The 14,022-nt window shown below is 61.9% G+C and carries 10 protein-coding genes; 4 read left to right on the forward strand and 6 right to left on the reverse strand.

What is annotated here, in order from left to right:
• Nucleotides 1–4 precede the first annotated feature (4 nt).
• From AABM54_RS09365 to AABM54_RS09375, 3 genes are all read right to left on the reverse strand, one after another.
• Entirely contained in the window at nucleotides 5–1,216 is a 1,212-nt protein-coding gene (locus AABM54_RS09365; RefSeq protein WP_347905026.1) for a nitrate/nitrite transporter, read from the reverse strand.
• A gap of 374 nt (nucleotides 1,217–1,590) precedes the next feature.
• Nucleotides 1,591–2,166, reverse strand: a complete 576-nt coding sequence (locus tag AABM54_RS09370) for an ANTAR domain-containing protein (protein ID WP_347905028.1) — start codon at nucleotides 2,164–2,166, stop codon at nucleotides 1,591–1,593.
• A 15-nt stretch (nucleotides 2,167–2,181) separates the two neighbouring features.
• Nucleotides 2,182–3,393, reverse strand: a complete 1,212-nt coding sequence (locus AABM54_RS09375; protein WP_347905030.1) for a CmpA/NrtA family ABC transporter substrate-binding protein — start codon at nucleotides 3,391–3,393, stop codon at nucleotides 2,182–2,184.
• A 246-nt stretch (nucleotides 3,394–3,639) separates the two neighbouring features.
• On the opposite strand from AABM54_RS09375, the gene AABM54_RS09380 reads away from it, so the two are divergent.
• A complete protein-coding gene (locus tag AABM54_RS09380; protein ID WP_347905032.1) occupies nucleotides 3,640–4,659 on the forward strand; it encodes a quinone-dependent dihydroorotate dehydrogenase in 1,020 nt (339 codons plus the stop codon).
• A gap of 291 nt (nucleotides 4,660–4,950) precedes the next feature.
• On the opposite strand, the gene AABM54_RS09385 is transcribed toward AABM54_RS09380, so the two are convergent.
• Entirely contained in the window at nucleotides 4,951–5,166 is a 216-nt protein-coding gene (locus AABM54_RS09385) for a ribosome modulation factor (protein WP_003223300.1), read from the reverse strand.
• Nucleotides 5,167–5,710: 544 nt separating this feature from the next.
• Between AABM54_RS09385 and rlmKL the strand changes: the two genes are divergently transcribed.
• Both rlmKL and AABM54_RS09395 read left to right on the forward strand, forming a co-directional pair.
• Nucleotides 5,711–7,981 (forward strand): bifunctional 23S rRNA (guanine(2069)-N(7))-methyltransferase RlmK/23S rRNA (guanine(2445)-N(2))-methyltransferase RlmL, encoded by a 2,271-nt coding sequence (gene rlmKL / locus AABM54_RS09390; protein ID WP_347905036.1) that lies wholly within the window; start codon nucleotides 5,711–5,713, stop codon nucleotides 7,979–7,981.
• Nucleotides 7,982–8,118: 137 nt separating this feature from the next.
• Nucleotides 8,119–10,509 carry a diguanylate cyclase gene (locus AABM54_RS09395; RefSeq protein WP_347905038.1) on the forward strand — a complete coding sequence of 797 codons (2,391 nt, stop codon included), beginning with the start codon at nucleotides 8,119–8,121 and terminating at the stop codon, nucleotides 10,507–10,509.
• 133 nt (nucleotides 10,510–10,642) lie between these two features.
• Here AABM54_RS09395 and dacB read toward each other — a convergent pair whose 3' ends face one another.
• Nucleotides 10,643–12,103, reverse strand: coding sequence for a D-alanyl-D-alanine carboxypeptidase/D-alanyl-D-alanine-endopeptidase (dacB, locus tag AABM54_RS09400; protein ID WP_347905040.1), 1,461 nt, complete (start codon nucleotides 12,101–12,103; stop codon nucleotides 10,643–10,645).
• Between the two features lie 232 nt (nucleotides 12,104–12,335).
• On the opposite strand from dacB, the gene AABM54_RS09405 reads away from it, so the two are divergent.
• Entirely contained in the window at nucleotides 12,336–12,680 is a 345-nt protein-coding gene (locus AABM54_RS09405) for a YggL family protein (protein ID WP_095082694.1), read from the forward strand.
• Between the two features lie 60 nt (nucleotides 12,681–12,740).
• Here AABM54_RS09405 and AABM54_RS09410 read toward each other — a convergent pair whose 3' ends face one another.
• A complete protein-coding gene (locus AABM54_RS09410) occupies nucleotides 12,741–13,931 on the reverse strand; it encodes a benzoate/H(+) symporter BenE family transporter (RefSeq protein WP_347905042.1) in 1,191 nt (396 codons plus the stop codon).
• Nucleotides 13,932–14,022: the final 91 nt, after the last annotated feature.

A 14,022-nucleotide genomic window follows, 5' to 3' on the forward strand; every position in this document is an offset into this window, starting at 1 on the left:
CAACTCAGACCCGCGCCGCCGTCACGGCAGCCGAACCCCAAGTGGTTCTCCAGCGACGCTTGACGCCGTGCAGGCCGAACCAGGCCAGCACCCCGAGGCTGGCAAACAACCACAAGGCCAGTTGATAGCTGCCGGTGCTTTGTTTGATCGCACCCATGCCCGCCGCCAGGGCAAAACCGCCGATGCCGCCCGCCATGCCGATCAACCCGGTCATGACGCCGATCTCACGGCGAAAGCGCTGCGGTACCAGTTGGAACACTGCGCCATTACCTGCTCCCAGGCCGAGCATGGTGCAGACGAACAGCGCCAGTGCCGCGTAGGAACTGGGAAGGTTGAAGCCCACGGCGGCGATGCAGACTGCGGCGAGGGTGTACATCGCCAGCAGGGTGCGAATACCGCCGAAACGGTCCGCCAACGCGCCCCCGAGTGGTCGCATCAAACTGCCGCCAAACACGCACGCGGCGGTGTAGTAGCCCGCGGTGACCGGACTCAAGGCGTACTGATCGTTGAAGTAGCCAGGCAGGGCGCTGGCCAGGCCGATGAAGCCGCCGAAGGTCACGCTGTAGAAGAACATGAACCACCAACTGTCGCGGTCACCCAGGGCCTTGAAATAGTCGCTCATGGCTTTGGCTTTCGGCCGTTCAGGGGCGTTTTTCGCCAGCCAGGCAAAGACGATCAGGGTCAGGATCAGCGGGATCAAGGCGAAACCGAAGACGTTGCTCCAGCCAAATGCTGCCGCGAGCACCGGGGCGATCAGCGCCGCGAGCACCGTACCCGAATTGCCCGCGCCCGCGATGCCCATGGCTTTGCCCTGATGCTGCGGCGGATACCACTGCGAGGCCAAGGGCAGGGCGACGGCGAACGACGCCCCGGCCATGCCGAGGAATACGCCGAGCAACAGGGCTTGCTCGTAGCTGTGGATGCCGAGTTTCCAGGCGCCGAACAGCGCGCAGATCACGATCACCTGGCCGATCACCCCGGCGGTTTTGGGTGACAGACGATCCGCCAGCAAGCCCATCACGAAACGCAGGATGGCCCCGGCCAGAATCGGCGTGGCCACCACCAGCCCGCGTTGCTGGGTGGTCAGGTGCAGGTCGGCAGCGATTTGCACCGCCAAGGGGCCGAGCAGGTACCAGACCATGAAGCTCAGGTCGAAATACAGGAAGGCCGCGAACAGGGTTGGGGTATGGCCGGATTTCCAGAAGCTTGAATTCATCGCGCACCTCAGGTGAAGAGTCTCGAAGGAGTCGTGAGCTTTGCGGTGGGGCGCCGCAACGGCCGCACCACCGGCCCCGGGCTATGGGGCCAAAACGAAAAAACGTCGCCACCCGCTGCGCTTGCGCGAACAGGGTGTGCGACGTCTTTGTCGTAGGTGGGGCAACCGCCGTTGGTTACCTGTGCCGATTACATAGCGAGAATTGTGCCAACAGGTTAAGACCGAGTTGTGGCCAATCGCGAGCAAGCTCGCTCCCGTTCGGCTGCGGAGCAGTCGTGATCTGGCTGATGGGTCTTATCTGACACGATGCGCTGGCAGGTTTTGGGGCGCTTCGCACCCCAACGGGAGCAAGCTCCCTCGCCACAACGATCGGGTCAGCCCAGCAACTCACTCATGGCAATGATTTGCTCCGCCACCTGGATCAGCTTCTGCTGGCGGCTCATGGCCTGGCGCCGCATCAGGGTGTAGGCCTGTTCCTCGTTGCAGTCTTTCATGTTCATCAGCAAGCCCTTGGCCAGTTCAATGCGCTTGCGCTCGGCCAGTTGCTGGTCGCGGGCCTGGAGTTGGGCGCGCAGCGCCTGATCGCTTTCAAAACGCGCCATCGCCACGTCGAGGATCGGTTGCAGGCGCGCGGCATGAATGCCTTCGACGATGTAGGCGCTGACGCCGGACTTGATCGCCTGGCGCATCACCCCCGGGTCGTGCTCGTCGGTGAACATCACAATCGGCCGTGGCTGGTCGCGACTGACCAGCACCACTTGCTCCAGCACGTCGCGGCTCGGTGACTCGGTATCGATCAGGATTACGTCCGGGCGCACCGTTTCGACGCGTGCGGGCAGGTCGATGGTCAGGCCGGACTCGTCGATCACCTCAAAGCCTGCCTCTGTCAGCGCGGCTTTGAGTCGCCCGACTTTTTTCGCGGTGTCGTTGATCAGCAGGATACGCAACATGGTCATGGCTTCCTGTCAGCGGCGGGCGAGAAGGGTGGGAGTGTCGGCCATGGCGTGCAGCTTGAAGCTGCGGGCGTACGTCGCCGGGTCCGAGCCGTCCCAGGTTTTGCCGTCGATCAACTGACTGCTGCGCATCTCCTGGCCCCAGGCTGCGATACCCAGCGCCGTGGCGGCGTCGCGGTAGACGCCCAGTTGCTGGACCTGCCGCGCCACGCCCAGATAGTCCGGGTCTTCGCGCAGCAAACCCCAGCGCCGGAACTGGGTCATGAACCACATACCATCGCTCAGGTACGGAATGTTCACCTCACCGCCGTGATGAAAGCGCAACGTGTGCGGGTCCTGCCAGCGATGGCCGAGGCCGTCGGCATAGTCGCCCAGCAGGCGCGGTTCGATACAGTCCAGCGGCGCGTCGAGGTACTCGGGAGCGCTCAACAGCTGTGCGGTGCTCCGGCGATTTTCCGGGCTTTGCTCGATGAAACGGCTGGCTTCCAGAATGGCCATGACCAGGGCGCGGGCGGTGTTCGGGTAGTGTTCGACGAAGGCACGGGTGCAGCCGAGGACTTTTTCCGGGTGATCGGGCCAAATGCTCTGGCTCGTCGCAAGCGTGAAACCGAGGTTCTGCCGTACCGCGCTGGCGCTCCAGGGTTCGCCGACGCAGAAGCCGTCGATACGCCCGGCCTGCAAGTGCGCGACCATTTGCGGCGGCGGGACCACGACGCTGTCGACATCCAGCAATGGATGAATGCCCTGGCTCGCCAGCCAGTAATACAACCACATGGCGTGAGTGCCGGTGGGGAACGTCTGGGCAAAGGTGAGTTTTGGGCGACGTTGGTGCACATAGGCATCCAGCGCTTCAGGACGGGTCACGCCCAAGGCTTGCAGGCCGTGGGAGAGGTTGATGCTCTGGCCGTTCTGGTTCAGGCCCATGAGCACCGCCATGTCCGTTGCCGCCACGCCGCCGATCCCCAGGTGCACGGCGTAGATCAAGCCGTACAGGCTGTGGGCGGCATCCAGTTCGCCGCTGACCAGTTTGTCCCGCAGGTTGGCCCAGGACGACTGGCGCTTGAGGTTCAGCGTCAGGCCATAGGGCTGAGCGAAGCCCTGGGTCGCGGCAACGACCACCGAGGCGCAGTCGCTCAGGGCCATGAAGCCCAGGTTGATCTCGGTTTTTTCCGGGGCATCGCTGCCGTTGACCCAGGCCAGAGGGGCTGCTTGAGGTTCAGTCATCGCATAAGCACCTTGCATGAAAAAGCGCCGTACCCGACCACCGTGAAAATCAGGCCGGATGACGACGCCGTTGTCCTTTCCATCAGCCCTGTGGGGCTCATCCCGTCGTTGGCATGAGTGCTGATGCGTTAACAAGTGCAAGGCATATGCCACTGGCTGCTGATTTCATCGTGCGCCTCGCGTGCGACCCCGATGCCCGGCTATAATCGCCGCCTAATTTCGCCGCCAACCGAGTCAAACCCGCCCATGTATACCCTGGCCCGCCAACTGCTGTTCAAACTCTCCCCGGAAACCTCCCACGACCTGTCCCTGGACTTGATCGGTGCAGGCGGGCGTGTGGGCCTCAACGGCTTGCTGTGCAAGGCGCCGGCGCAGTTGCCGGTGAACGTCATGGGGCTGGACTTTCCCAACCCGGTGGGGTTGGCGGCGGGGCTGGACAAGAACGGAGCGGCCATCGACGGGTTTGCCCAATTGGGTTTTGGCTTCGTTGAAATCGGCACCATCACCCCGCGTCCACAGCCCGGTAACCCCAAGCCACGGATTTTCCGCTTGCCGCAGGCCGAGGCGATCATCAATCGCATGGGTTTCAACAACCAGGGCGTCGATCATCTGTTGGCCCGCGTGGCCGCTGCCAAGTACAAGGGCGTGCTGGGGATCAACATCGGCAAGAACTTCGACACGCCGGTCGAGCGTGCCGTCGACGACTACCTGATCTGCCTGGACAAGGTGTACGCCCACGCCAGCTATGTGACGGTCAACGTCAGTTCGCCGAACACCCCGGGCCTGCGCAGCCTGCAATTTGGTGATTCGCTCAAGCAACTGCTGGCGGACCTGGCCACGCGTCGGGCCGCACTGGCGCTGCGCCACGGCAAACATGTCCCACTGGCGATCAAGATCGCCCCGGACATGACCGACGAAGAAACCGCTCAGGTTGCACAGGCGCTGGTTGAAACCGGCATGGACGCGGTGATTGCCACCAACACCACGCTGAGCCGCGTCGGCGTTGAAGGCCTGGAGCACGGTGACGAGATGGGTGGTTTGTCGGGTGCCCCCGTGCGCGACAAGAGCACCCACACTGTGAAGGTGCTGGCCGCCGAGTTGACTGGACGTTTGCCGATCATTGCGGTGGGCGGTATTACCGAAGGCAAGCATGCGGCTGAGAAGATCGCCGCAGGTGCGAGTCTGGTGCAGCTCTACTCTGGCTTCATCTATAAGGGCCCGGCGCTGATTCGTGAGTCTGTCGACGCGATCGCGGCCCTGCGCTGAAGCCTATGGGTAAGGGCTTTTGTGGCGAGGGAGCTTGCTCCCGTTCGGCTGCGAGGCAGTCGTAAATCCTGCAATCGCGCTTTACCTGATACACCGAGTTGATTGGTTTTGGGGCCGCTTCGCAACCCAGCGGGAGCAAGCTCCCTCGCCACAAAAGCCCCACCGCAATTTTTACAGGCATAAAAAAGGGCTCCTCGAAGGAGCCCCTGGGCCGAAGCCCGCCGTCCGGATGGGACGTGCGTGGTTAAGGTGTTGCGTATTCAGATTGTCGTGTCGGAATGTGTGCCCCGTTTAGCCGACGGCGTGAAGTTCGTTGAGTCTATGGATTCCCGCAGTGCCGGTCATACCGTCCCAGTTGTCGCCGCGTCCTTCTCGCCAGCCGTTGATCCAGGCTTGGCGTACCGACGGTAGAGTAAATGGGCAAAGCTCACGGGATTTACCACCAACGCCATATTGATATCCGCGCAAAAATGCTCTTTCCAACGGATCACGCTTAAGTCTTCTCATAGGGTGTTTCCCTCACTTGTTGACTGTATTTTTCGCGTCGACCTCTATTGAGGTCTGGCAGAAAATTTCCTGCCGTTGGCGGCTCGCTGCCGGCGTCGCGAGCCAAGGTGTTGACGCCGTTGCGACGTCAACCTGTAGTGAGTTCTAACCAAAGCGTCACATCGAGGGAATGATCGTTTTGTCATAAGCACGTAACCATCTAGGTGCTATGGCCATAAGAAACATCTCGTTTGTAACCGGTTTGATAAGCAAAGCCCGGTATGATCGGGCTCCCAGTAAATGATGGGGTTAATGCTTTAGTGAGAATGTCCACCCGTTGCACTCGGGTACTATTCGACGAAGGGTCGAGTTATGACATTTTGTTGCAACGAATTTTTTATCTGCCCCTGCATCTAAGCTCTTTTTAACCTTCGGGTTTTGAGTCGCAGGGGTGGAACGGCACACCTTCGTGCCACGCGAGCGCTCTTCAAGAAAAGCGCTTGATTGAAAACCGGACGGTCGATGCGTTGCCCGTTCACTTATTGCTAAAGGCCCTGGAATTCCCATGTCGGAACGTTACGAACTCTTCCTCACTTGCCCTAAAGGTCTCGAAGGCCTGCTCATCGAGGAAGCCGTCGGGCTTGGCCTTGAGGAAGCGCGCGAGCACACCTCGGCCGTGCGCGGCATGGCCGACATGGAAACAGCCTATCGCCTGTGCCTGTGGTCGCGTCTGGCGAACCGGGTGCTGCTGGTCATGAAACGCTTCCCGATGAAGGACGCCGAAGACCTGTACCACGGCGTGCTGGATGTCGAGTGGCAGGACCATATGCTCAGCGACGGCACCCTGGCTGTCGAGTTCAGCGGTCACGGTTCGGGCATCGACAACACACACTTCGGCGCCCTGAAAGTGAAGGACGCCATTGTCGACAAACTGCGTACCCCGTCGGGCGAGCGTCCATCCATCGACAAGCTCAACCCGGACCTGCGCATTCACCTGCGTCTGGACCGTGGCGAAGCGATCCTGTCCCTCGACCTGTCCGGTCACAGCCTGCACCAGCGCGGCTACCGTCTGCAGCAAGGTGCGGCACCGTTGAAGGAAAACCTCGCGGCAGCAATTCTGATCCGTTCCGGCTGGCCGCGCATCGCGGCTGAAGGTGGCGCGCTGGCTGACCCGATGTGCGGTGTTGGTACGTTCCTGGTCGAAGCCGCGATGATCGCCGCCGACATGGCGCCGAACCTGCGTCGCGAGCAGTGGGGCTTCACTGCCTGGCTCGGTCACGTCCCTGCACTGTGGAAAAAACTTCACGAGGAGGCCACCGCCCGCGCTGCTGCCGGCCTGGCCAAGCCTCCGCTGTGGATTCGCGGCTACGAAGCTGACCCGCGCCTGATTCAACCGGGCCGCAACAACGTTGAGCGCGCCGGCCTGAGCGAGTGGATCAAGATCTACCAGGGTGAAGTCGCGACGTTCGAACCGCGTCCGGACCAGAACCAGAAAGGTCTGGTGATCTGCAACCCTCCGTACGGCGAGCGCCTGGGCGACGAGGCGAGCTTGCTCTACCTCTACCAGAACCTCGGCGAGCGTCTGCGTCAGGCCTGTCTGAACTGGGAAGCGGCGGTGTTCACCGGCGCGCCGGACCTGGGCAAGCGCATGGGCATCCGCAGCCATAAACAGTATTCGTTCTGGAACGGCGCCTTGCCGTGCAAGCTGCTGCTGATCAAAGTCCTGCCGGACCAGTTCGTCACCGGCGAGCGTCGTACCCCGGAACAGCGTCAGGCCGAGCGTGAACAGGCGGCCTACGATCAGGCGCCGGTCGAGCCGCAAGAGCGTCAGTACAACAAGAACGGCAACCCGATCAAGCCAGTTCCGGCCCCGGCCCCCGTGGTTGAACAGGCGCGCCTGAGCGAAGGCGGGCAGATGTTTGCCAACCGCCTGCAAAAGAACCTCAAGGCCCTCGGCAAGTGGGTCAAGCGTGAAGGCATCGACTGCTACCGCGTCTACGATGCCGACATGCCGGAATACTCCATGGCCATCGACCTGTACCAAGACTGGGTCCACGTTCAGGAATACGCCGCGCCAAAATCCATCGATCCGGAAAAAGCCTCGGCGCGGATGTTCGATGCCCTGGCGGCCATTCCGCAGGCCTTGAACATCGACAAGAGCCGTGTGGTGGTCAAGCGTCGCGAGCGTCAGAGCGGCACCAAGCAGTACGAGCGCCAGAGCGCCCAGGGCAAGTTCACCGAGGTGAACGAAGGCGGCGTGAAGTTGCTGGTCAACCTCACCGACTACCTCGATACCGGGCTGTTCCTGGACCACCGTCCAATGCGTCTGCGGATTCAGAAAGAGGCGGCCGGCAAGCGCTTCCTCAACCTGTATTGCTACACCGCGACCGCCAGCGTACACGCTGCCAAGGGCGGTGCGCGCAGCACTACCAGTGTCGACCTGTCGAAAACTTACCTGGACTGGGCGCGACGCAACCTGTCGCTCAATGGCTTCTCGGACAAGAACCGTCTGGAGCAGGGCGATGTGATGGCGTGGCTGGAAGCCAGTCGTGACGAGTTCGACATGATCTTCATCGATCCGCCGACCTTCTCCAACTCCAAGCGCATGGAAGGGATTTTCGACGTCCAGCGTGACCACGTGCAGTTGCTCGACCTGGCGATGGCGCGCCTGGCACCAGGCGGCGTGCTGTATTTCTCCAACAACTTCCGCAAGTTCCAGCTCGAGGAAAACCTCGCCGAGCGTTACGCCGTGGAAGAAATCACCGCGCAGACCATCGACCCGGACTTCGCCCGTAACGGCAAAATCCACCGCGCCTGGAAAATCACCCTGCGCTAAGCGCCCAATGGACCCACAGAGCCTTGATTTTCAAAGGCTCTTGGATTCATAACGCTGGTTAAATTAATGGCTAATAGCTATAACTCAGGCACAGCCTGAGTGTGGCCTACGCTCGCTGGCGTTTATGAGTTGCGCCTATGTCGTTGCAAGCCGTCCGCCCGAAGATCCTGGGCTTTATCAGCGAAGATGTTTCGGCCTGGCTGGTCGCTCTGTTGGTATTGCTGGCCGGGGGCATTCTCACGGGGTTGCTCGCCTGGGCGACCCTCAATCTGTTCCAGCACCAGTTGCGACAACGCTTTCAACTGCTTGCCAGCGAACGCTACAGCCGTATCGAAGAACGCTTTCAGGACCAGGAGCAACGCCTGGACAGCCTGCGGCGTTTCTTTGTCAATTCAGGTGTGGTCACACGTCAGGAATTCGATGGTTACGCCAAACCGCTGCTGCGCCGCACTCAGGCCTATGCCTGGGCTCCTCGGGTCAGTCGCACCGAGCGACCGGCATTCGAGGCGAGGGTGCGGGAACAGGGTTTGGGGGACTTCAGCATTCGTGACTTGAACGTCGCCGGCGAGTTGCAAGTGGCCGGTGAGCGCGATGAGTACGTCCCTGTGCTCTTCAGCCAGACGCAAAGCCACCTTGGTTCTCCTTTGGGTTACGACCTGCTTGCCCAACCCCAGCGCCGTTCGACGCTCGAGCGGGCGCGTTCCCACGGCAGTCTCGCGGTCTCGCAGCCCATGCACCTGGTGGGTGTCGATCAGGCCTACGCCCGCGGTGTGCTGCTGGTGGCGCCGGTCAGTGCGCGTGAGGCGGCGACAACCGCGCCGTATGGCTATGTCATCGCGGTCATCAGCCTGCGGCAATTGGTGGCCGACGGCTTGCCTGAGCAGAGTCACGACAACCTCTCGGTGCGCATCCTGGACCTGTCCACCGGGGAACAGCACGAAGTGCTGTACGCGTCGGTCAATCCGCCAGCCTCCAGCAGTTTGCTGACGGCGCGCTTGTTGCGCTTGGGCGATCACGATTATCAAGTGGATATCCGCCCGAGCGCTGCATTCATGCAGACCAACCATTCTTCGGTGGCCAGCCTGGTAGTGCTCGGCGCGCTCTTGAGCCTGCTGCTCAGCGTGTTGCTCTATGTGCTGGTCAGCCAGCGTCAGCGAGCGTTGAAGCTGGTGGAGCAACGCACCCAGGAGCTGCGCGCCCGTGAGCAAGAACTGCGTGGCACCCACGGGCAATTGCGCAGCGTGCTGGATGCGGCGACCCAGGTGGCGATCATCGCGACGGACCTGCACGGCGTGATCAGCACTTTCAACGCCGGCGCCGAGCAGATGCTGGGCTACCGCACTGGCGAAGTGCTGGGGCACATGACACTGGAAAACCTGCACCTGCCCAGAGAGCTCGAAGCACGGGCCAGAGAGCTGAGCGAACGCTACGGCAAGCCGATTTCGAGCGCTCAGGCCATGCTGGTCGAAGAAGGTGAGCAGGACGGCCATGAGGCGCGGGAATGGACGTTGGTTCGGCATGACGGCAGTCATCTGGCGGTGAACATGCTGACCACGCCGGTGCTGGATGAGCATGGTTTGTGGGTCGGGCACCTGGCGATCTGTATCGACATCACCGAGCGCAAGCGGGTGCACGAGGCGCTGGCAGCGCGTGACCTGCTGCTCAAGAAACTCAGTGCCCATGTGCCCGGCGGGATCTATCAATGCAAGATGGAGTTCGGCGGTCGTTTCAGCGTGATTTACGCCAGCGACGGTATTCGTGAAATCTACGAACTTGAGCCGGATGTGTTGCTGATGAACGCCGAAGCGATCTTCGCCCGTATTCACCCGCAAGATGTGTCCCGCGTGCGCGCCTCGATTCGCACCTCGGCAAACACGCTCAGCCCTTGGCGCGAGGAGTACCGCGTGCAATTGCCGCAGCGCGGTTTGCGCTGGGTGCGGGGTGAGGCCACGCCGGAGGAACTGCCGGGCGGTGGCGTGTTGTGGCATGGCTATATTTCCGACATTTCCGATTTGAAGCGGGTCGAGGAGGAGCTGCGCGCCTTGTCGGTGACCGACGCCCTGACCGGCATTCACAATCGGCGTTATTTCCAGGAGCGCCTGACCACCGAAATGGCCCGGGTCGAGCGCGCGGGCGGTGAGCTGGCGGTGATCATGCTCGACATCGATCACTTCAAACGCATCAACGACCAGCATGGTCACGCGGTGGGCGACCGGGTGCTCAAGGCTGTTTGCGAGCGCATTGGCCATCGTCTGCGGCGTACCGATGTGTTCTGTCGTCTGGGCGGCGAGGAGTTCATGGTGCTGTGCCCGGACAGCGACGCACAGCAGGCGCATACCCTCGCGACAGAGTTGTGGCAGGGGCTGCGCAGTGCGCCGATTGACGAGGTCGGGATCGTTACGGCCAGTTTCGGGATCGCTGGCTGGCGTGCCGGGGAGGGCGCGGACGGGCTGTTGCTACGGGCGGATTCCGGGGTGTACGCGGCGAAACAGGCGGGCCGGGATCGGGTCGAGGCGCAACTGAACTAGGTTCCTTGTGGGAGCGAGCCCGCTCGCGATAGCGGTCAGTCACATCATTGCTGGATGTGCCGCCGTCATCGCGAGCATCGGAGCGCCGCCCGGCCCGCTCCCACATTGGATCTTCGGTGTCTGGACGTTCGGCTTACAGCGCCGAAGCGGTTGCCGCCAGTTTCGGCTGGCGATACAGGTCCAGCAGCACCTGATCGAGTACCGAGGACGCGCCAAACGGTTTTGGATCGTTGAGGATCGCTACCACCGCCCATGTGTTGCCGTTGCTGTCGCGACTGTAGCCTGCGATGGCGCGCACGGTGTTCAGGGTGCCGGTCTTGATGTGGGCTTCACCGGCCATGGCGGTGCGCTTGAGGCGCTTGCGCATGGTGCCGTCCATGCCGGCAATCGGCATCGAGCTGACGAACTCGGCCGAGTACGGGCTTCTCCAGGCCGCTTGCAGCAGGCCGGCCATTTCACGGGCGCTGACGCGTTCGGCGCGCGACAGGCCGGAGCCGTTCTCCATCACCAGGTGAGGCGAGGTGATGCCTTTCTTCGCCAGCCACTGGCGCACCACGCGCTGCGCGGCTTTGGCGTCGTCGCCGTCGGCGTCATTGCGGTACTGCGCGCCCAGGCTCAGGAACAACTGCTGGGCCATGGTGTTGTTGCTGTACTTGTTGATGTCGCGGATGACTTCCGCCAGGTCTGGCGAGAAGGCGCGGGCCAGGACCTTGGCGTCTTTCGGCACGCTGGCCAGTCGGTCCTTGCCCTGGATGCTGCCGCCCAGTTCCTGCCAGATTGCACGCACGGCACCGGCGGTGTAGGTGGCGTGATCGAGCAGCGACAGGTAGGTCTGGGAGCTGCAACCATCGCCCAATTGGCCGTTGACCGTCACGGTCACGCCGCCATCGGCCTGGGTCACCGGGTTGTAGCGAACATCGCCGGCGCATTGCTTGGAGTTGATGGCCTTGACCTGGTTATCGATGTGGATGCTGGCGATCGGCGGCTCGACCGATACCAGCACTCGACCCGAATCGTTGCGCGCCACAAAGCGCAGGGCCTTGAGGTTGACCATCAGCGAGTCGGGTTTGACCAGGAAGGGTTTGTTCTCGTCATTGCCGTCGTCATTGAACTCGGGCAGTTGCGGTTGCACGAAGAAGTTGCGGTCCAGCATCAGGTCGCCGGTGACCTGGCGCACGCCATTGGCCCGCAGGTCACGCATCAGCAGCCAGAGTTTTTCCATGTTCAGCTTGGGGTCGCCGCCGCCCTTGAGGTACAGGTTGCCGTTCAGGATGCCGCCGCTGAGGGTGCCGTCGGTGTAGAACTCGGTTTTCCACTGGTGATTGGGACCGAGCATTTCCAGCGCCGCGTAGGTGGTGACCAGCTTCATCGTGGAGGCCGGGTTGACCGACACGTCCGCGTTGAAAATGGTCGGGGTGCCGGGGCCGTTGAGCGGGATCATCACCAGCGACAGGGCGCTGTCCTGCAGCTTGCTGGCCTTGAGGGCCTGTTGAACCTTGGGTGACAACGCGGTGTTGATCGGGGCGGCAGAAAGGGGCAGGGCCAGGGGCAGAAGAAGGCTGGCCAGGAACAATGGACGCAAAGATTTGATCATCTGAAATAAAACCCTACAGCCGAGGGGAAAAAGACGAGGGCATGTTGAAAAGTTCCCTCAGTGGTCATGAAAGTGTCGGCATTATGCCCAAGGTATAGCGCCTTGTGCTTCAGGTGCAGTGGCTAATCCGTTATTTTTTTACCAGTGGTAGGCGCGAGCGGCCAGAGAGTCGGGCAAACAGCGGCTTAAACTGCTAAAGTGCCGCCCGTTATTACTTATGAGGATTGTTCCAATGGCGACTAACCGTTCCCAGCGTCTGCGCAAAAAACTGTGCGTCGATGAATTTCAAGAGCTGGGTTTCGAACTGAACCTGGATTTCAAAGAAGATTTGGCTGACGAAGCCATTGACGCTTTCCTCGATGCGTTCCTGAAAGAAGCCATGGAAGCAAACGGCCTGGGCTATGTTGGCGGCGACGACTTCGGTCTGGTTTGCCTGCAAAAGCGTGGCTCGGTCAGCGCAGAACAGCGCGCCGCCGTAGAAGCCTGGCTGAAAGGCCGCACCGAGCTGACCAGCGTTGAAGTCAGCCCGTTGCTGGACGTCTGGTACCCGGAAAAGCCAATCAATCCGGTAGCCTGATGTCATAAAAAACGGCGACCCAAGGGTCGCCGTTTTTTTTATGCTCGCTCCTGCGGAGCCTCAGGCCTTGCGCCAGTTCAGGATCAGCAAAGTCAACACCCCCGCCACAATCCCCCAGAACGCCGAACCGATGGAAAACAGCGTCAGCCCCGATGCCGTCACCATAAAGGTAATCAGCGCTGCTTCCCGTTCCTGCACTTGCGCCATGGCAATGCTCAAGCCATTGATGATCGAACCGAACAGCGCCAGCGCGGCAATCGACAGCACCAGTTCCTTGGGCAGCGCCGCAAACAATGCTGCCAGCGTCGCGCCGAAAACCCCGGCAATCCCGTAGAAAATCCCGCACCAGACGGCAGCCGTGTAGCGCTTGTTGCGGTCTTCGTGGGCGTGCGGCCCGGTGCAGATGGCGGCGCTGATCGCCGCGAGGTTGATCCCGTGGGAGCCGAACGGCGCCAGCAACAATGAGGCGATGCCGGTGGTGGTGATCAGCGGCGAGGCCGGTACGTTGTAGCCGTCGGCGCGCAGCACGGCGATGCCGGGCATGTTCTGCGAGGTCATGGCCACCACGAACAGCGGAATGCCGATGCTGATGGTCGCCGCCAGCGAGAAGTGCGGCGTGGTCCAGACAGGCGTTGCGACTTCCAGGTGGAAACCGCTGAAGTCCAGCAAACCCATGAACCCGGCGAGCGCCGTACCGATCAGCAGCGCGCAGAGCACCGCATAGCGGGGTGACAGGCGTTTGACGACCAGGTAAGTGAAGAACATCCCCAGCACCAGGCCTGTGCGGTGCTGGGCGGCGACAAAGATCTCGCTGCCGATCTTGAACAGGATGCCCGCCAGCAATGCCGCTGCCAGCGACGCCGGGATGCGTTTGACCAGGCGCTCGAAGCTGCCGGTCATGCCACAGATCGTTACCAGGACAGCGCAGGTGATGTAGGCGCCGATGGCTTCGCCGTAGGTCACGCCCGACAGGCTGGTGATCAGCAGCGCCGCGCCGGGGGTGGACCAGGCGATGGTGATGGGGGTGCGATAGCGCAGCGACAAGCCGATCGAGCACACCGCCATGCCGATCGAGATCGCCCAGATCCACGACGAAATCTGCCCGCTGGTCAGGCCCGCAGCCTGTCCGGCCTGGAACATCAGCACCAGTGAACTGGTGTAGCCGGTCATCATCGCAATGAAACCGGCGACGATGGCCGAGGGCGAGGTGTCGGCCAAGGGGCGGAGCTGCGTGTGCGTGGCGTCGTTCATGACAACGGTGTTCCTTGTTTATGGGAGCAAATGTGACGAGGCGCTTGTGTGGCGAGGGAGCTCGCTCCCGCTGGGCTGCGAAGCGGCCCCT

The organism is Pseudomonas purpurea, from assembly GCF_039908635.1.
Lineage (GTDB): Bacteria > Pseudomonadota > Gammaproteobacteria > Pseudomonadales > Pseudomonadaceae > Aquipseudomonas > Aquipseudomonas purpurea.